General features: G+C 47.3%; 13 protein-coding genes. 5 read left to right on the forward strand and 8 right to left on the reverse strand.

Annotated elements, in window-relative coordinates:
* Positions 1–3 precede the first annotated feature (3 nt).
* The 7 genes from QUW60_RS01025 to QUW60_RS01055 form a co-directional block, all read right to left on the reverse strand.
* Positions 4–1,098, reverse strand: coding sequence for an aldose epimerase family protein (locus QUW60_RS01025; RefSeq protein WP_289558139.1), 1,095 nt, complete (start codon positions 1,096–1,098; stop codon positions 4–6).
* Positions 1,099–1,192: 94 nt separating this feature from the next.
* On the reverse strand, positions 1,193–2,479 hold the full coding sequence (locus QUW60_RS01030) for a bifunctional folylpolyglutamate synthase/dihydrofolate synthase (protein ID WP_289558140.1): 1,287 nt from the start codon (positions 2,477–2,479) through the stop codon (positions 1,193–1,195).
* A gap of 71 nt (positions 2,480–2,550) precedes the next feature.
* Positions 2,551–3,867, reverse strand: coding sequence for a retropepsin-like aspartic protease (locus tag QUW60_RS01035; RefSeq protein WP_289558141.1), 1,317 nt, complete (start codon positions 3,865–3,867; stop codon positions 2,551–2,553).
* A 17-nt stretch (positions 3,868–3,884) separates the two neighbouring features.
* Positions 3,885–4,520: a hypothetical protein gene (locus tag QUW60_RS01040; protein ID WP_289558142.1), complete on the reverse strand. Its 636-nt coding sequence runs from the start codon at positions 4,518–4,520 to the stop codon at positions 3,885–3,887.
* 220 nt (positions 4,521–4,740) lie between these two features.
* The gene (dnaJ, locus tag QUW60_RS01045; RefSeq protein ID WP_289558143.1) at positions 4,741–5,913 is read right to left on the reverse strand and encodes a molecular chaperone DnaJ; all 1,173 of its coding nucleotides are present in this window, start codon (positions 5,911–5,913) and stop codon (positions 4,741–4,743) included.
* A gap of 30 nt (positions 5,914–5,943) precedes the next feature.
* Entirely contained in the window at positions 5,944–6,546 is a 603-nt protein-coding gene (locus QUW60_RS01050; protein ID WP_258336913.1) for a nucleotide exchange factor GrpE, read from the reverse strand.
* 200 nt (positions 6,547–6,746) lie between these two features.
* The gene (locus QUW60_RS01055; protein ID WP_258336914.1) at positions 6,747–7,307 is read right to left on the reverse strand and encodes an RNA polymerase sigma-70 factor; all 561 of its coding nucleotides are present in this window, start codon (positions 7,305–7,307) and stop codon (positions 6,747–6,749) included.
* A 681-nt stretch (positions 7,308–7,988) separates the two neighbouring features.
* Here QUW60_RS01055 and QUW60_RS01060 point away from each other — a divergent pair.
* The 5 genes from QUW60_RS01060 to QUW60_RS01080 all read left to right on the forward strand — a co-directional run bounded on the left by QUW60_RS01060 (position 7,989) and on the right by QUW60_RS01080 (position 18,083).
* A complete protein-coding gene (locus tag QUW60_RS01060) occupies positions 7,989–8,705 on the forward strand; it encodes a FecR family protein (protein ID WP_258336916.1) in 717 nt (238 codons plus the stop codon).
* 211 nt (positions 8,706–8,916) lie between these two features.
* The gene (locus QUW60_RS01065) at positions 8,917–12,270 is read left to right on the forward strand and encodes a TonB-dependent receptor (RefSeq protein WP_289558144.1); all 3,354 of its coding nucleotides are present in this window, start codon (positions 8,917–8,919) and stop codon (positions 12,268–12,270) included.
* Between the two features lie 28 nt (positions 12,271–12,298).
* Entirely contained in the window at positions 12,299–14,095 is a 1,797-nt protein-coding gene (locus QUW60_RS01070) for a RagB/SusD family nutrient uptake outer membrane protein (protein ID WP_289558145.1), read from the forward strand.
* 156 nt (positions 14,096–14,251) lie between these two features.
* Positions 14,252–16,033, forward strand: a complete 1,782-nt coding sequence (locus tag QUW60_RS01075) for an alpha-1,3-galactosidase-related protein (RefSeq protein WP_434736825.1) — start codon at positions 14,252–14,254, stop codon at positions 16,031–16,033.
* 433 nt (positions 16,034–16,466) lie between these two features.
* On the forward strand, positions 16,467–18,083 hold the full coding sequence (locus QUW60_RS01080; RefSeq protein WP_258336931.1) for an ABC-F family ATP-binding cassette domain-containing protein: 1,617 nt from the start codon (positions 16,467–16,469) through the stop codon (positions 18,081–18,083).
* Positions 18,084–18,269: 186 nt separating this feature from the next.
* Here the strand turns inward: QUW60_RS01080 and QUW60_RS01085 are convergent, their stop codons facing one another.
* On the reverse strand, positions 18,270–19,436 hold the full coding sequence (locus QUW60_RS01085; protein WP_289558146.1) for a DUF3843 family protein: 1,167 nt from the start codon (positions 19,434–19,436) through the stop codon (positions 18,270–18,272).
* Positions 19,437–19,443: the final 7 nt, after the last annotated feature.

Here is a 19,443-nt window from a genome sequence, read left to right on the forward strand (position 1 = left end):
AAATTATTTTTCAACTCCGAATTTATAGACGGTTACCTGATGGTACATATCCCCGGCGTCAAGAACAACGGAAGGGAAATGTCCTTTATTTGGCGAGTCCGGAAAATGCTGCGCTTCGAAACAGATTGCACTGCGCGCCGGGAAAGTGGCCCCGTGATAGCCTTCAAAGCCATTATGCCAGTTCGCCGTATATACCTGCACTCCCGGTTCGGTTGTGAACACCTCCAGCGAACGCCCGCTCACAGGCTCCACACATTTTGCAGCAAAGACCAGTTCACCCGGTTCTTTTTTATTCAAGACATAGCAATGGTCATACCCCGCTCCGAACACCAGTTGCTGGAAAGGTTCATTGATGCGGCTTCCTACCGTATGCGGCGTGCGGAAATCCATCGGCATACCTTCCACCTTTGCAATCTCGCCGGTCGTAATGGAAACTTCATCCATCGGCGTATAGAAGTCCGCATTCAAAGTGAGGAGATTATTGTCTACAGTAGGAGTAGGATTCGCCAAACCAGCAAGACTAAAGAACGCATGATGTGTCAGGTTTACAATCGTCTTTTTGTCTGTTGTGGCATTGTAGGTCAGTATCAGTTCATTCTCGTCGGTGAACGTATAAGTCACAGTCACATCCAAATTTCCCGGAAAACCTTCTTCCCCGTCTTTTGAAAGGTAATGCAGCGTAAGGCTTTGCCGGCTGGTCTGTTCGGCATCCCACACCCGGCTGTGAAAGCCGGTCGGTCCGCCATGCAGCGAATTGGGACCGTTGTTAATAGCCAACTGATATTCTTTTCCGTCAAGAGTAAACTTTCCCTTGGCAATGCGGTTGCCGTAACGTCCGATAAGCGTACTCAAAAAAGGCTCATGACTGTTGATGACATGATCAATGCTGTCATGTCCTTGAACTACATTCGCCAGCTTGCCGTCTTTATCAGGCACCATTACCGCCAGCAGTGCACCCCCATAATTCGTAACGGCGACCTCAGCCCCCGAATTGTTCGACAAGATAAACAAGTCTGTTTCCTTTCCCTCTATTACTTTTTGAAAATCAGACCTTTTTAAACCGCTTAAATTGTCTTCTTTGTAAAATGTGTCATTCATATATTAAAAATCTTTTATTCACATATCCAAAACACTATGCAAATAAAAAGATTTTCTTCATAAAACCCAAACTTTTCTACTAAAAGATGAACGGTTATTTGTTTAAAGAAAGTAAATCGGCCACAATAAAACTGCTTCCTCCGACAAAAATGAAGTCATCCGGAGCTGCCTCTGCAAGCGCCGCACTGTATGCACTCCCGACATCTGAAAAAACGTTTCCCTTCAATCCGTATCCGGAAGCCAACTCTTCAACCTTTTCAGCCGGAAGCGCTCTTTTCACACTGGCCTGCGTAAAATAATACTGCGCATTCCTGGGAAGCATCGACAGCACTCCGGTAATGTCTTTATCATTTACCATCCCTATCACAATGCGCAACGTACGACAACGCTGCATGGCAAGCTGTTTCACCACATAAGATATGCCGCCCACATTATGACCGGTGTCACACACCACAGCGGGCTGCTCACGCAACTTCTGCCAACGCCCCATCAGCCCCGTCAGCTCGCAAACCTGCGAGAAACCCTTCCTGACATCCGCATCACCGATCCGATAGCCCGACTTGATGAGCAGGCGCAAAGCTGCCAGCAAGGTATTCGTATTCTTTTCCTGACATAATCCGCGAAGCTCTCCCTTCAGATTCTTATAATATCTGGTCTGATACAGATAAGCACCGTCATCGGCACGCTCCGTCTTTTCCAAAAGCTGCTCGTCTTCCGCAAAAAAAACAGGAGCCTCGACCGCTCTGGCTTTTTCTTCGAAAACCGGCCTTGTTTCAGGTGTCGTTTCCCCTATTACTACGGGAATCCCCGTCTTGATTATTCCTGCCTTTTCCGCAGCAATCTTGGGCAGTGTATCTCCCAAGAACTGCATATGGTCGAAACTGATATTGGTAATGACACATAAGTCGGGACGAATAATATTCGTGCAGTCCAGTCTTCCACCCAACCCCACTTCGATTACAGCCACGTCTACTTTCTCGCGGGCAAAATAATCGAATGCCATGGCAGTAGTCAGTTCAAAGAAAGAAGGGTGCAAAGGCTCGAAAAAGCTACGATGCTTTTCCACGAAATCCACCACAAATTCTTCTTCTACCGGCCTGCCGTTTACACGGATGCGCTCACGGAAGTCTACCAAATGCGGCGAAGTATAAAGTCCAGTCTTGTAACCGGCAGCTTGAAGAATGGCCGCCAACGTATGCGAACAAGAACCTTTACCGTTCGTCCCCGCCACATGAATGGTGTGGAACCGAGCATGAGGATGTCCCAAATGCTCGTCAAGAGCAAACGTATTTTCCAGTCCTTCCTTATAAGCCGCCTTCCCGACCTGCTGAAAAAGCGGCGCGCTATTATATAGATAAGCGATTGTTTCCTGATAGTTCATTATGTAAGTTGATTAAGTCAAAACACCATTGATACAAACAATAAAAACATGAAGCTATAAACCATTTATTTCTATTCGAGTTTCAGAAACATGTCTTTCAGATTAATAACCACACAGTCAAACGGATTAATCAGATCCATCCCGATAATGCCCATGTCTTCTGCCGGCTTCGTGCCATGATTCTTAACATCCACAATCAAATCAGTCAATGTCACAGGTTTGCCCCCGACCTTTATTTCAAAAGCGGGAATACGCAACACCTCCCTCTTGTTTAGACGATTGAAGCTGCCGCCTGTAACCGTTTCACGCTTGCCGGCAGATTCAAGCGCAGACTTATGAGTTTCGTAATATAAATAGTTCAGCCCGGCAGTTGAGCAGCCAGTGTCAAAATGGAGCAACAATTCCTCGCCGTTTTTTCCTGCTTTTAATTTCAATGTCCGGTCCATCTTTATCAGATTACGGCCAGAAGAAGGCAAATCAGACGCAATGGCAGGAAAAACGACCTCTTTCCTCTTCGGACAAATCCGAATCTCGTCAAACAATCCTATAAAATCCATACCCAGAACGGCATCCACTCTCAAGACAGAATCCAACGCATTAGGCGGCAATAAGGTAACAAGCGAATTGTAAAAACTCATTTCTCCTATCTTCATGCTGTCCAGCACTCCCATTTTTCCAACCATGGAGCCTGGAACATCGGGATTTATCATCACCGAATCATTCAGAACACGCACTCCCATTTCTTTTGCCATATGCTCAGACACGGCACTGGTCCCTGCTCCCGTATCAAATATAAAACGATAAGTTTTCCCATTAACCACAACCGGCATCAGAATAATTGTGCCCCGCCATCCCTCAGGCTCAAAATCATCCGGCAACATCACCCTTTCAATGCCGACAGGAATTACTACATCTTCTTGCGGACGGGATATGCTTGGAGGAGGCACGTCTTTCAACCGACTATAAAAAGAATGAATGCTTTCAAGCGCTGTACACATTTCTTCTCCACCGCCCTGCCGTTTAAGCTGTCCCATAATATCCTGCGCATCTTGTGCTGCCTCAGCATACATTCCTTCCATTCCTTTTAACATGCAAGACAGGACAGCCATATTAACGGCATTCTGACCTCCAATCTCAGGCTGATGGCTCACCAGCAATTTTTCGATACTTTCCAAAGCCTCAGCCGGACGATTAAAATAATATCCGATGAAGGCTTCCGACATCAGTTTCAAGAAATCAGCCTGCATAGAATCCTTCACTGCCGGATAAGTTTTTTCCAACTCAAACCAATCCGAGCGGTTCAATATGACTCCAATGCGCTCGTCTGCAGATTGAGAGAAAGATGAAACAGACACAAAAACCAGCAGCAACCAGACGATTCCCTTCATACAACAAAAAAATGAAATTACCACCAATAATAACCGTTCGGATACCTTACACCCTCCACGCCAAAGCTAATGGAACTGCTTTCACCCAACTTGAAATTGACCATGCCGCCTAAGCGGTCGGGAGCAAAATCAGGCAGCGGATAATACAATGCTGATCGTTTGGGCATGAACGACTTGTTTCCATAAGCATAAAGGCTGACGCGCTCGTTCACCTTAAAGGCCGCCACTGCCGCAAAGCCCACGTTGCGGTAATCAATGAAGCCCCAATTGAAATTGTTGGCATAAATACCTGCCGCCACACTCAGTCTGTCCGTCACGGGAACGGCATACATAAACGCCGCGTTCTGGCCGAAACCGGCACCGGACGGTGCATATCTGCTGGGACTGAACGTTACATTCAGCCCGACGGAAGCATTGAAGCCTTTATGAAGCTCCCATGCCGTATAAGCATAATCAAAAGGAGTTATACCGTACATGCTGAACGGAACAGTCCCTGCGGACAAAACAGGCGCTTTCAGAGGAACACTGAGCGTATCGCTTTCCAATCTTTCCCGAGCGGGCAAGGAATCTGCCTTCACACGCGTAACGGATTCCTGCGCATTCAGACAAACCGCAAACGAAGAAATGACAGCCATCAATAAAAACGTTCTCATAAAACAGGTTTTGTAACACTTTTCAAAGATACGAAATATTCCCCAATGATGTTTTTCTGCATCCGGCATTTTAATATTATTCAACGGAGCCGGAGCCTGCGACAATAAATACGGAATCTGCACATAAACAGAAACCGCCTGAACAATCTCGGCTTTTGCACCAAGGTTCAGGCGGTTTTTCGCTCTATATTCGTTCAAACATTTAAGACTCTTTCCGTTCTCAATCGAACAAGCTTTTGAACTTTTTGAATATCTTTTCCTTCAGACTCATATTCGGCTTAAAATTCTCAGCTTCCTGCCATTTTTCAAGAGCCTGACGTTCTTCTTTCGTCAGGTTTTCAGGAATATATACGCTTACATTTACCAGCAAGTCACCTTTCCCTGTACTGTAACCGTAACTGTTTATGTTCGGCAGTCCTTTTCCGCGCAGACGGAGCACCTTGCCGGGCTGTGTTCCCGGTTCAATCTTTATCTTTGCCTTGCCTTCTATAGTGGGTATCTCAACAGTACCTCCCAATGCTGCGGTCGGCACACTCAGCAACAAATTGTAGATCAAATCACTTTCGTCACGAATCAGTTCCGGATGATTCTCTTCTTCAATCAGCACCAGCAAGTCGCCCGAAACGCCGTTGTGCTTGCCGGCGTTTCCCTTTCCGTTGATAGTGACCTGCATGCCTTCAGCCACTCCCGCAGGAATCTTCACTGTCACAACTTCTTCGCCATAAACGATGCCCTCACCGTTGCATTCCTTACATTTGTTCTTGATAATCTTGCCTTCTCCCCCACACTGCGGGCACACGGTCTGAGTCTGCACCATACCGAATATGCTGTGCTGTGTGCGTGTCACACTGCCCGTTCCATGACAAGTAGGACACGTTTCAATGGCTCCGTCGCCTTCAGCTCCGGTGCCATGACAGTGAGAACAGGGTACATATTTTTTCAGTTTGAACTTCTTTTCTACTCCCGTAGAGATTTCTTTCAGTGTCAGCTTTACTTTCACGCGTAAATCAGAACCGCGGAACTTGCGCTGACGCGCCTGAGCGCCTCCGCCGCCGAAACCGCCAAATCCTCCATGACCGCCGAATATATCGCCAAACATCGAGAATATATCATCCATTGACATTCCTGCTCCGCCGAAGCCGCCGAACCCTCCGGAGCCTGCCGCTCCGTCAACGCCGGCAAACCCAAACTGGTCGTATCTGGCACGTTTGTCAGGATTGCTCAACACTTCGTACGCTTCTGCCGCTTCCTTGAACTTTTCTTCGGCCTCCTTGTCTCCCGGATTTCTGTCCGGATGATACTGAATGGCTTTCTTGCGGTACGCCTTCTTTATCTCATCTGCTGTGGCGGTCTTTTCCACGCCCAACACCTCATAGTAATCTCTTTTCGCCATAACTATACAGATTTAGACTTTCTACCTTAATTACTGTCCTACAACTACTTTCGCGTGACGAATCACTTTATCATTCAGCTTATACCCCGTCTGCACACAGTCGAGCACCTTTCCCTTCTGTTCTTCACTCTGTGCCGGAACCAAGGCTATAGCCTCGTGATAATCGGTATCAAAGTCCGCACCTACAGGCTCCATCTTCTCCAAGCCTTCCTGATGAAGGTTTTTCAAAAACTTCTGATAAATCAGATTCACTCCGTCATATATTGCTTTCACATCCTCCGTCTTCTCCATATTCTGCAAGGCCCGTTCCAAATCATCCAGCACCGGAAGCACAGCATTGATAGCCTTTTCACCTCCATTCTTTATCAGTTCGGCCTTTTCCTTCATCGTACGCTTGCGGAAATTGTCAAACTCGGCGGAAAGGCGCAAATACTTGTCCTTTTGTTCTTCAATGGCACGCTGCGCCTTTTCCAGCTCTTCCGTCAGTTTTTCTTCCGGAGTCAGTTCTCTCTTTTCTTCTTCCTGTTCCTCGACCTTCGCCTTTGCTTCTTCCATATCAGCATTGGCAGTTTCTGCTTCCTGAGTCTGTGACTTCAGTTCCTCTTCGTTCTGTTTCTGATTTTCCTTATCCATATCTATAGCTTTTTTATATCTGATTTAATGTTTATCCTCCGCACAACAAATTCCGTGCCTCAAGAGGAGATGTCCCCAAAAATGCGGCAAAAATAATAAAATTCTGTCACACTGACATAAAAACAGGACATCCGCTTTGTTGCAGCCCTGTTGCACCAATTGAAACAAGATGATGGAGAACACGCTTCATGATGTCATCTTCATTTTGCGGGAAGCAGCAAAAAAAGAACGGGAAGATAGTCTTTCAATGCTGCGTATAATAACTTCAGCGCTTGTCCGATACGGTAATTCACTGTCTGTACAGAAACATTCAATTCTCCGGCAATTTCTTTGTAAGTCATATCCTTGAAACGATGCATAACAAAAGACTCCCTATAATTGTCTGGCAGATTACGAATAGCCTCCCTCAATTTACGACTCAAATCATTTATTTCGCACAAATCAGATTCTTCCAAAACATTCTCACAAATTTCCTGATAAAAACAAGTTTCTGCATTCAGCTTCACCTGTTCTTGCTCAATACGGTTCAGCGACTTCCGATAAACCGTCCGCAACAAATATTTTACCAATGAAAAACGGATAATATTCTCTTCACGGTGCTCCCACAGCCACAGCATAGTGTCTTGAGCTATCTCTTCGGCAATTTCCTCACGAACGAATTTGCAACCGTAAGCACAAAGCAGAGGATAGTATTTTCGGAAGAGAGCGTCAAAAGCCTTCATATCCCCTCTTTTCAACCTGTCCAGCAGAATCGAATCCATTATATGCTAACACTTTATTCACATTTATTGCGGCAAAAATAATCTTTTTAATTCTAAAAAGAGATTTTTCTTTTCAAATCTTATTTCATCGGCAATTACCAAACCGACCGTGTGTTAATTAAGTTTAAACTCTTAGTTTCCTTTAGAAACTGTTTTGAATTTATCGTGTGCTGATTTGGGATGAGTTTTTGAGGCATTTCCGTTTGTGTGATGAGGAAGATAGCGGGCTATCTGACGAAGAACAGAAGCGGAAAAGACCAAAAAATAGCCCAAAGCACACACGAAAACGAATACATCAAGCCAAGAAAAACTTTTTGGAGAAATTCAAAACAGTTTCTTAGTGAGTTTCCTTTCCGGGCTGTCATTTAAGAAAAACAGCTTATGAACAGACAAATGTCAGACTTGGAACAACAGTTAATTGATTACTACAACAACAAACTCAACGAAGAACAACGGCGTAAAATTGAGTCATGGATTAACGCTTCTGAAGAGAATCGCCAGACAGCGCGCCGTATATTCTCCTTTATGTTAGCCATAGAGGTACAACGCATGCACAAAAAGACAAACACTGAAGAAGCACTGGCGAAAACCAAAAATAAGATAAAGAACAAACGAAGAACAATTTGGCTGCGGTGGACACAGCGGTCTGCCGCTGCCTTACTTATACTGCTAACTGTTTTCATGCTATGGCGGCATCCCCAGTCAAATGACCAAGACACGACAGCAGAAATAATTGAAGTCCAAACAGTTTCCGGAATGACAATACGGCTGACACTACCCGATTCTACATATGTCTGCCTGAATTCGGAATCAACCTTAAAATATCCTTCCCGCTTTGTAAAAGGTACCCGATCAGTCTATCTGTCCGGAGAGGCCTACTTTGAAGTGGCTAAAGATCCGAACCGCCGTTTCATTGTACACACTCCACAACAAACCGCAGTAGAAGTCTACGGAACCCACTTCAATGTCGAAGCCTACCCCAATGCTCCGCTCATTACAGCCACGCTGACCGAAGGCAGCATCAAATTCCGCTATCAGGAAGGAACGGAAGTGAAATACATGCCATTGAATCCGGGACAAAAGGCAATCTACAATACGGCCACCCAAGAAGTATCGCGTCACCCAACCTCAGGCATCTCCGAACTAGCCTGGACTGAGGGAAAAATTATCTTCGACAACACCCCTTTGCAAGAGGCTCTGCATATGCTCAGCAAACGGTTCGGGACAGACTTCATCGTGACAAACCCGGACCTATGCAACAACAGATTTACCGGTTCTTTCAGCACAGAACAGATAGAAAAGATTCTGAAACATTTTGAAATATCCTCGGAAATTCATTGGCGGTATTTGAATAAGAAGGATGCCAGCCAAAAGAAAAAGACAATAGAGATTTATTAAATACTCCTTTGAGATTATTAACCCTAAATATCATTGCCATGGAATACAAACCACCATAATGAAATGCGGGAAAGCTAAGCCTTCTCCATGAAAAAATCGTACAGAAAAACTCATTTACACTTAATTCCGTAATAACATCATGAAAAACAATCGTAATCTACACATGAAAGGAAGATCGCCGCACACTTCCGGCCAAAAAATTCCTTTAGCAATGAAACTGCTCTTCTTCTATCTGTTCTGTTCCGCAGGCATTCTACCAGCGGCAGGAAGTTATGCCCAAAGTGCCCAAATCACGCTTGAAGCAGAAGAAGCAACAGTAGCCGAAGTGCTCAAGCAAATCGAAGAAAACTCAGATTTCAACTTTTTCTACAACAATGCGCACGTAGATCTGGAACGCAGCGTTTCCATTTCTGCAAAAAACAGTGATATCTTCACAGTACTTGATGAAGTGTTCGCCAACACAGATGTGCATTATACAGTGCTTGACAAAAAAATCATTCTGTCCAACAAAGCGGAAAGTCAATCGACAACCCAGCAGAAAAAAGTGATACAAGGAAAAGTGACTGACGCCAACGGAGAAGCCGTTATCGGAGCTAATGTCCGCGAAGCAGGAACAAATAACGGTGTCATTACAGATATGGATGGAAATTTCAAGCTGACTGTATCGAGCGGAAGCGAAGTGCAAGTCAGCTATATCGGATTTGCAGACAAAACATTCCGTGTCAAAGACGATACAAGCAACTACAACATCACTCTGGAAGAGGACAATAAAATGCTGGATGAAGTGGTGGTGGTAGGCTATGGCACACAGAAAAAGGTAAACCTGACCGGATCTGTGGCCTCCATCAGTACGGACGAGATCAAAGACCGTGTACAGACCGATGTCCTTTCATCCATACAAGGTACAGTGCCCGGAGTCACTATCATCTCACGACCGGGATCAACACCCAGCATCAATTTCCGAGGCCGAGGCAATTTAGGCACTTCGGAGCCGCTCTATGTAATAGACGGAGCCATTGCCGACGCAACCTTCTTCTCCAACCTTGACCCCAACAGCATCGAATCCATATCCTTTTTAAAAGACGCAGCTTCATCGGCCATCTACGGTTCGCGTGCTGCCTACGGTGTTGTCTTGGTCACGACCAAAGCAGGCAAGGAAGAAAAGACCAGTGTTTCTTACAGCGGCTTCGTAGGCGTAAAGATGCCTACATATCTGCCAGACCTTGTCAACTCGGCAGAATATGCTACTCTATTGAATGAAGCAATGTACAACCGCAACCCTTCGGGAGGATGGAACCAAGCATACACAGATGAAGAAATCGGCTGGTTCCGCGACGGAAGCCGCCCGGACTACTATCCGAATACAGACTGGATTGACTTAACTATGGACAAGCATGTACTTACCACGCAGCACTCCATCAATGTAAGTGGAGGAACAAAGAAACTGCGCTATTATATCGGAGGAGGCTATCTGTATGACGACAAGTTCACACGCGGACAAGACAGCCGACGTTATAACCTGAACATGAATGTCACCTCAGACGTAACAGACTGGCTGTCCGTTTCCGGAGGAATGAAGTATATCCGCAACGAAAACAAGACAGAACATGGCGTACCTTCTATCATAAACTACCTGCTGGTGCCTTCCACCATGGTAGCACAGCAGTCTGACGGAAACTGGGGCAGTATCGCTGGCGGAAAGCAAGCCACAATTTCATTCATCAGAGGCAATCCTCTGCGCGCCATGAACTCGGACAACTGGAACAATTCTTCCTTTGAAAATTCCATGTATAACCTGAGCATCGACATCAAGCCGGTAAAAGGACTGACCATCACCGGAGCCGGAAGCTACAAGCGGTATGAATACAAATACAAGTCATATACAGCCTTACAGGATGAAGTGCCTCTTTTCGGATCCGGTGATCTGATCAGCGGCACAGGCAATGCCGTCAACCAGATGAGCATGAGCTGGAACAGCAGTTCTGTACTGCAAACCCAACTGACAGCGCATTATGATTATACATATGACGAACATGACTTCACGCTGCTTGCCGGTACTTCATACGAGCACTATCAAGGCCAGTCGCTAAACGGAAGCCGCAAGAATTTCCCTTCTGACTCGTTTCAGGATATGAGCGGCGGCTCAGCTGCCGGCACAGACATCACCAACGGATCTGCCATGAGCGAATACAAGATGATGTCCTATTTCGCACGTCTAAACTACAGTTTTAAAGACCGTTACCTCTTTGAAGCCAACGTTCGCGCTGACGGCTCTTCACGATTCCATCCAGACAATCGCTGGGGCGTATTTCCATCATTCTCGGCAGGCTGGAGAATCAGTGAAGAATCCTTTATGGACAAGCTCACATGGGTAGACAACCTGAAAATCCGCGCTTCATACGGAACCCTGGGAAACATCAACAACGTAGGCTACTATGACTATTTCCAGCTCTACGACATCGGCAGTTACTACACATTTGACGAATCGTTAGTTTCCGGCATCTATGAGTCACGCCCCGCCAATACGGAGTTGAGTTGGGAACGGGTGGCCATCACTGACATCGGATTGGACGCAGACCTGTTCAACGGACGATTAAGCCTGGTAGCCGACTATTATATCAAAAACACCAGTGACATCCTGCTGGCATATAATGTGCCCGCCGAAACCGGAATCTCCACTGCGCCTTCCCAAAATCTCGGTAAGGTACGCAACAAGGGTTTCGAACTGGCCTTGACCTATCGGGACAAGATCGGCAGCGACTTCCATTTCAGCATTGGAGGAAACATCGCTTTCAACAACAATGAAATTACCGACCTTGCCGGTTCGGACAACATGATTCAATCCGGAGGCGACAAAATAAGATATATACTGAAAGAAGGAGAAGCCATCGGTTCATATTATGGCTTCAAAACCGACGGACTCTACACGCAAGAAGAGATTGATGCCGGACATTATTATACGTTTGGCCGCGTGCCTAATGCTGGTGACATCAAGTACGTACCTCAGCGCGAAGGAGTTAAATGGGGAGATCCCATCACGGACGATGACCGGACCATTATAGGCTGCGATGTTCCGAAGTTTACGTATGGAATCAATCTGAATCTAAATTACAAAGACTTTGAACTCTCATTGTTCGGTCAGGGAACATCAGGAACCAATGTGGCTTTCGAATCAGAACAGGTATGGGCATTTTTCCTGAACTCCAATCCGCGCAAGTACCACTTGAACCGCTGGACTGAAAGCAACCCCAATCCCAATTCGCTTTATCCGCGCATCTACGGAGGCTCCTCGCTTGACGACTACAACCAGAACTTCTCTGACTTCCAGATATTCGATGCCGACTATTTCCGCATCAAGACCATCACTTTGGGCTATCAGCTCCCCAAAGACATCATCAACAGATGGGGAATCAGCGCACTGAAGTTCTTCGTTACAGGCGAGAACCTGTTTACTTTCCGCGAAGACCATAAGATGAAGGATTTTGATCCCGAGTCTGTATCCGGACGTTCGGTAAACGCCTTCGGAACAAAATCTGTTGCTTTCGGCGTCAACTTATCTTTCTAACCTCACATTTTAACAAAAGGATTACATTATGAAAATAAATATCATTAAATCAATCGCCTGGGTGGGCTTATTCTCCGTGTCCGTTTCGTCCTGCGACCTGGATGTCATACCACCTGATTCTATGGCTTCCGAAAGTTTCTGGAAGACAGAAAAGAACGCTTGGTACGCCCTCAATGAAATATATGCCCGCATGCCCGACTTCATAGACGGCATGAGTTATGAAATGTATACCGACAACGCCCACAGCCACAAGCCGTGGGAAGGGGCCTGGGAAGCATTCCAACAAGGAGGAATCACAGCCGGGCAATCCAGCGGCTACGATTACAGCGTCATTCGCCTTGTTAACGACTTTCTGGAAAAAGCCGACAACTGCGAAATGGACGACAACCTGCGCAAACGCATGAAAGCAGAAGCCAGATTTTTCCGTGCATGGGCTTATCAGGAAATGATTGTCAAGTTCGGCGGCGTACCTTTAGTAACAACGGTACTTGCCTACGATGCTCCTAATGTCAAACGGGACGACATAGAAACTGTACGTACATTCATATTGACAGAACTGCAAGAAGTAGCCGACATACTGCCGGACAGTTATGACGGCGGAGAAATGTATGAAACCGGACGTGTGAGCCGGGCAGCCGCTTTAGCCTTGCGCGCACGAGCAGCTCTTTATGGAGGCAATTATCCAGAAGCTGAAGCCTCAGCCAGTGCCGTCATCAACGAAGGACACCATTCCCTGTTCAAGGTGACGGAACTGAACAGTGCCCAACAGCAAGAAGCCGATGAAATGGAACAATGGGTTGACTTCAATACACTGGGAATCGACAAAACGAATTTCATGAAAGGTATTTTCAGTTACGAAGGCATCTGGCAGGATGACAACGGAGCCGTACGCAACAATCCCGAAGTCCTGCTCAGCCACGAACACATGTATGACTCCAATGTCACCGACTTGGCCAGATACCAATATGCCCGCCCGTCACAGTTAGTCCGCGGCTATTCATCCTACGAACCGCTGCCCGATCTGGTACAGGCTTACTGGAAAAGTGACGGAAAGACACTGCCGGACAAAGTAGACCCCGACACGGACGCTTCCAACTATGCAGCTCTCTACGCAAAAGTGCAAAACAACGGATCTTCCATCAGCCAGCAGGAATACATCGAGAAAGTACCCACATTAGATCTGAAGTCAGAAGCGTATATACAACAATTCCGGAATCGTGACAGCCGACTGTACGCTTCCATTCTGTTGCCGTTCAAGGGATGGCATGTCACAGACTTCGGCACGTTCTACTACCGATGGTTCCCGGAAAAGGCTGGAAGTGAAGACGGCAATGAATCATGGACAGGATTCAGCTGGCGGAAACTGGTAGCATTGCGCGGATATGACTCAGGAAGCGAGAACTACAGCTATGACGATTTCCCCGTATTGCGTTACGCTGAAGTTCTGCTGACGGCTGCCGAAGCCCACGTTCAGAACACAGGCTACGATGCTACAGTCACAGGCTGGCTAAATCAACTGCGCGAACGTTGCGGCATGCCTGACGTACCCGCATCCTTCGCATCAAAGGACGAAGCCCTCAATTTTATCCGCAACGAACGCCGCATCGAACTGGCAGGCGAAGGACAACGCTTTGCCGATATGCGCCGCTATGGTAACGACTATTGCAAACAAGTGATGACAGGTCCTTCCTACGCTCCCGGATCGCCCGGCGGCGGAAAATACACAATCGTAGACAAACAATGGAATGACCGCGGAATGCTGCTGCCTATCCCCACCAGCGCCATGGACTATAACCCGCTGCTGGAACAGAATCCTGGATACTGATACAGACCAATCCGCAACATAATATATGCTGAAAAGACGGATGACCACAGATTGCCATAAAATATCCGCGGCCATCCGTCTTTCTTTTTCGCTCAAAAAGAAGATATGTTCTCAAAAAAACGTTTTATTTGCATTCCTTACTAAAAATGCACTGTTATGATAAAAAGACTACGCACATCCATCGCCCTGATGCTCTTCTGCACAGGGCTGTATGCTCAACAGACTATTGACGCGACCCGCTATGGCATCCGTCCGGACACTCATTCCGACGTATCGCCCCGCGTGCAGAAATTATTGAAACAAGTCCGCAGACTGGCAGATAAAGGAGAAGAAGAAATCATCATCCGCTTCGCTCCGGGAAGGTACGACTTCTACCCGGACAAAGCCGCCGAACGGGAATATTACATATCCAATCATGATCAGGATAACCCCAAACGGGTGGGAATTCCGCTTGAAGAACTGAAAAGAGTGACTCTGGATGGAGGGGGCGCCCGGTTCGTCTTTCACGGACGGATGCTTCCGGTATCCCTCTTGCACTCGGAGAAATGTACCTTGAAAAACTTCAGCATCGACTTCGAGAATCCCCATATAGCCCAAGTGCGCATCATAGAAAGCGACACCGTGCGAGGCACCACCTTTGCACCTGAAAAATGGGTGCGCTGGCGTATCACACCAGACTCGGCATTCGAAGCCTACGGCCGCGGATGGACCGTCAAGCACAGTTGGGGGGTAGTATTCGAAGCAAACACCAAACGGCTGGTATATAATACAGGCGACCGTTCCTGCCCTACGAAAGGAGCTTATCTGACCGCCTCAGGATACGTGCATGCACCGCATTGGAAAGATGCGGCACTGAAACCCGGCATGCGCTTTGTCATGCGGGGATGGGGACGCCCGGCACCCGGCATCTTTCTTTACGGCAATACGGACACGCATCTGGAAAACATACAAGTGCATTATGCCGAAGGCATGGGACTGCTGGCACAACTTTGCCAAAATATCACCCTGAATAAATTCAACGTATGCTTGAAAGGGGAAGACGATGCGCGATGCTTCACTACACAAGCCGATGCCACACATTTTTCAGGCTGCAAGGGAGTAATCAATTCGTGCGACGGCTTATATGAAGGAATGATGGACGATGCAATCAATGTGCATGGCACATACCTGAAAGTTATACGCCGCATAGATGACCGCACTTTAGTCGGGCGTTACATGCACGACCAGAGTTGGGGATTCCGCTGGGGAGAACCAGGCGACTCGGTGCAGTTTATCCGGGCCAATACCATGGAACTGACCGGCAACGTCAACCGGATCGACTCTATCCGCCCCTACGACCGGGCAACGGAAAAAGGCGCACGGGAATTTCTGATTACATTCCGCAATCCCATAGCCAACGAAATCAGCGAAAACGGCGCTTACGGTATCGAGAACCTGACATGGACGCCGGAAGTGCTTTTCGCACGGAATACCATACGCAACAACCGCGCCCGGGGCGCACTGTTCAGCACACCGCGCCGCACAACAGTGGAAGATAACTTCTTCGACCACACTTCGGGCACCGCCATCCTGCTTTGCGGCGACTGCAACGGCTGGTATGAAACGGGAGCCTGCCGCGACGTCCTGATCCGGCGGAACCGTTTTGTAAACGCACTTACCAGCCTGTACCAGTTCACCAATGCCGTTATCTCCATTTACCCTGAAATACCGGAACTGGACAAACAGCAGCAATATTTTCATGGAGGCAAAGGCAAAGGAATCGTCATCGAAGACAACGAGTTCGACATGTTTGACGCACCGCTGCTCTATGCCAAATCGGTAGACGGCCTATGGTTCCGCCGGAACATCATCCGGAAAAACACCGCCTATCCCCCATTCCATTTCAATAAAGACATGTTCTGGCTGGAACGGGTGACAAACGTACATTTGTCGGAATGACGCAGTCATCTGAAAAACACACAGACTGCTCTGATACCTTATGGACTAGCCGTTAAAACGCAAAGGCGCAATGCCTCAAAAAACAGCGGAGTGCCGTCATCAGACGCATGACGCTGCGTGAAATTCTATATCTCTAGCCTAGAGATATAAATCTCCAGCCTGAAGATGCACATCTTTAACCTGAAGATATGTATCCTTAAGCTGGAGATTGTTTTTTCATGTCCGCCGGAAACGTTTGTTACGGCTTCTTGCCCCCAAAAAATCACGGAAAAAGTATCTGCCATGACCTGCATACAATGGCATTCGCCATTTCCGCCAGGCAACTTTGAGTGACCGGCCACGTTTTGCAATGGAAAGATGGGGCAGTATTTCGTTTTTTATCGTATCTTTGCCACCTGAAAGGATAATAACAAACAACTCAATAGAAAATCAAATGATTACAGTTTCAAACGTAGCCGTTCAATTTGGTAAAAGGATTTTATACAACGATGTGAACATGAAGTTCACCAACGGAAACATTTATGGTGTCATCGGTGCAAACGGGGCCGGAAAATCAACATTTCTGAAAGTCATATCCGGAGAACTGGAACCGACCAAAGGAACTGTCACACTGGGACCGGGCGAACGCTTGTCTGTACTGAGTCAGGACCACTTCAAATTCGACGCACATACCGTACTCGATACCGTACTCATGGGACATACCGTACTGTGGGACATCATGAAACAGCGCGAAGCCTTGTATGCAAAAGAAGACTTCACCGATGAAGACGGAATCAAGGCGGCCGAACTGGAAGAAAAGTTTGCTGAAATGGAAGGATGGAACGCGGAAAGCGACGCAGCCATCCTGCTGAGCGGACTGGGCATCAAGGAAGACAAGCACCAGATGCTGATGGGCGATCTCAGCGGAAAAGAAAAGGTCCGCGTGATGCTGGCACAGGCCCTGTTCGGAAATCCGGACAATCTGCTGCTTGACGAGCCGACAAACGACCTCGACATGGACACGGTGACATGGCTGGAAGAATATCTCTCGAACTTTGAACATACCGTGCTGGTGGTAAGCCACGACCGTCACTTCCTCGACTCCGTATGTACGCATACGGTAGACATCGATTTCGGAAAAGTGAACCTCTTTGCCGGAAACTACAGCTTCTGGTACGAATCGAGCCAGCTTGCGCTCCGCCAGCAGCAAAACCAGAAAGCCAAAGCGGAAGAAAAGCGCAAGGAACTGGAAGAATTTATCCGCCGTTTCTCGGCCAACGTAGCTAAATCAAAACAGACTACCAGCCGCAAGAAGATGCTGGAAAAACTGAACGTGGACGAAATCAAGCCTTCATCACGCAAATATCCGGGCATCATTTTCACAATGGACCGCGAACCGGGAAACCAGATTCTGGAGGTTTCGGGACTGCGTGCCGTAACGGATGACGGCGTTGTTCTCTTCAACGACGTGAACTTCAATGTGGAAAAAGGTGACAAGATCGTTTTCCTGAGCCGGGATCCGCGCGCCATGACGGCCCTGTTTGAAATCATCAACGGCAACCGCAAGCCGCAGGCAGGACACTACAGCTGGGGGGTAACTATCACAACGGCTTATCTGCCGCTTGACAATACGGATTATTTCAACAGCGATCTGAACCTCGTAGACTGGCTGAGCCAATACGGTGACGGAAATGAAGTATACATGAAAGGCTTCCTCGGCCGCATGCTGTTCTCCGGCGAGGAAGTGCTCAAGAAAGTGAACGTGCTTTCAGGAGGCGAAAAAATGCGGTGCATGATTGCGCGCATGCAACTCCGGAACGCCAACTGCCTGATTCTGGACACTCCGACCAACCACCTGGACCTGGAGTCAATACAGGCATTCAACAACAATCTGAAAACGTACAAAGGAAACGTACTGTTCTCTTCGCACGACCATGAATTCATCGAAACCGTTGCCAACCGGATCATCGAACTGACTCCCAATGGCATCATTGACAAGATGATGGAATACGATGAATACATCACGTCCGACCACATCAAGGAAATGCGTGCACGCATGTACGGAGAATGACACGTCTCTCAAACGGGCAAGCTGAGAGTTCTTAATGCAGTCCAGCCATCTGCAAAAAATACTCAAGGGAGTAGGATCTCGACAACATAAGATAATGTATGCGAGATTCCTCACTCCCCTGAACAACAAAAGAAAATCCGGTTCCTATCTTTTCACATACCGCCCAAAGCTTCCCGTCTCACCGTATCAGTCACCACGATAATAGTACAGCAGAAAACAACGGGCTATGAAATCGGCATTTTCAGCCACAAGTTCTTTCCGTCCTGTCTTGGGATAGCTCGCATCAGAAAGATAGCCGTTCTCGATGCAATAAGCCAGAAGGTCAGGCGGACACAGTGTTTCCTCCACCAGCAAACGGAAGGCGTGATGTTCTGCCTCTACCTTATTATATAAAGGATTCAGCGGGTCAGCAATATATTCGCACACATCCTTGGCCAGCAGAATACCCTTTTCCGGTTCTGCCATCAGTACAAAGTTCCGGTTCTGCTTCATCTGAGGCAATGTATGCCCTTCGTCATCCGGCCATTTCAGCACTCCTGTCAAGAAAGTTTTCAAGTTGTCATAACCATCCAGATAAACGATGCGCCTGCCGTTTGTACCTTCCATGAAATTGCGGTACATCTCTTCATTTCTTGCACGAACATCTTCGGGCACTTCCGGCTCTTTCCAATAAAGTCCCTCAACCTGTTTCCACACCGCATTGTTTTCGCCTGCCAGCAAGTCAATCCACTCATGAAGGAACAAGGCCAGCGGTCCTGCAGGCACAATCAGCTGTTCAGCAAAAGAAATGTCATCAACATATGCAGACATTGACGGGTTGGTCAAATAGGTCAGCCCGAAGAGCCATTCCAATTTCCGGACCGCATCTTCCTCTCCCTCAAAGCTTCCAAAAAAGTTTTCCAGCAACGGATTTTCCGGAGCATCATCATATACCTCGTCCAATATGCCATACAACTTGTCTGCCTCTGCCAAGATTTCAACTGAGAGCGGATCCAGGTAAAGCCCGCGCTTCATCTTTTTCTGATATGTATACCAAATAATGAAACGCACATCCTCCACGTTGATGCAGCCGCATTCATAGCTTTCGTCTGTATCATAGAAAGGAAGATTACGCCCGTAAAGCCGCCGATGCTCTTCGACAAAAGCATTCCACAATCCCAAACCGGATATGACATCTTCCAGATATGCTGCCACAAAAAGCCCAATGTCTATACGGACATCTTCAGGGACATGCTCATCCAATTCTCCGAACAGACGGTTGGCGAGTTTTACAAAATAAAAGTCTGAAGGCAAGGCACTGACATACGGATGTATGTCCAGCCAGTCATTCAGAAAAATGTACTGTTTCTTCATAATTCAT

It is taken from the genome of Bacteroides gallinaceum (genome assembly GCF_030373775.1).
Classification (GTDB): Bacteria; Bacteroidota; Bacteroidia; order Bacteroidales; family Bacteroidaceae; genus Phocaeicola; species Phocaeicola excrementipullorum.

Coding starts and splice junctions, on each gene's coding strand:
- QUW60_RS01025 (WP_289558139.1), bottom strand. CDS start 1,098: ATGAATGACACATTTTACAAAGAAGACAATTTAAGCGGTTTAAAAAGG.
- QUW60_RS01030 (WP_289558140.1), bottom strand. CDS start 2,479: ATGAACTATCAGGAAACAATCGCTTATCTATATAATAGCGCGCCGCTT.
- QUW60_RS01035 (WP_289558141.1), bottom strand. CDS start 3,867: ATGAAGGGAATCGTCTGGTTGCTGCTGGTTTTTGTGTCTGTTTCATCT.
- QUW60_RS01040 (WP_289558142.1), bottom strand. CDS start 4,520: ATGAGAACGTTTTTATTGATGGCTGTCATTTCTTCGTTTGCGGTTTGT.
- dnaJ (WP_289558143.1), bottom strand. CDS start 5,913: ATGGCGAAAAGAGATTACTATGAGGTGTTGGGCGTGGAAAAGACCGCC.
- QUW60_RS01050 (WP_258336913.1), bottom strand. CDS start 6,546: ATGGATAAGGAAAATCAGAAACAGAACGAAGAGGAACTGAAGTCACAG.
- QUW60_RS01055 (WP_258336914.1), bottom strand. CDS start 7,307: ATGGATTCGATTCTGCTGGACAGGTTGAAAAGAGGGGATATGAAGGCT.
- QUW60_RS01060 (WP_258336916.1), top strand. CDS start 7,989: ATGCTATGGCGGCATCCCCAGTCAAATGACCAAGACACGACAGCAGAA.
- QUW60_RS01065 (WP_289558144.1), top strand. CDS start 8,917: ATGAAACTGCTCTTCTTCTATCTGTTCTGTTCCGCAGGCATTCTACCA.
- QUW60_RS01070 (WP_289558145.1), top strand. CDS start 12,299: ATGAAAATAAATATCATTAAATCAATCGCCTGGGTGGGCTTATTCTCC.
- QUW60_RS01075 (WP_434736825.1), top strand. CDS start 14,252: ATGATAAAAAGACTACGCACATCCATCGCCCTGATGCTCTTCTGCACA.
- QUW60_RS01080 (WP_258336931.1), top strand. CDS start 16,467: ATGATTACAGTTTCAAACGTAGCCGTTCAATTTGGTAAAAGGATTTTA.
- QUW60_RS01085 (WP_289558146.1), bottom strand. CDS start 19,436: ATGAAGAAACAGTACATTTTTCTGAATGACTGGCTGGACATACATCCG.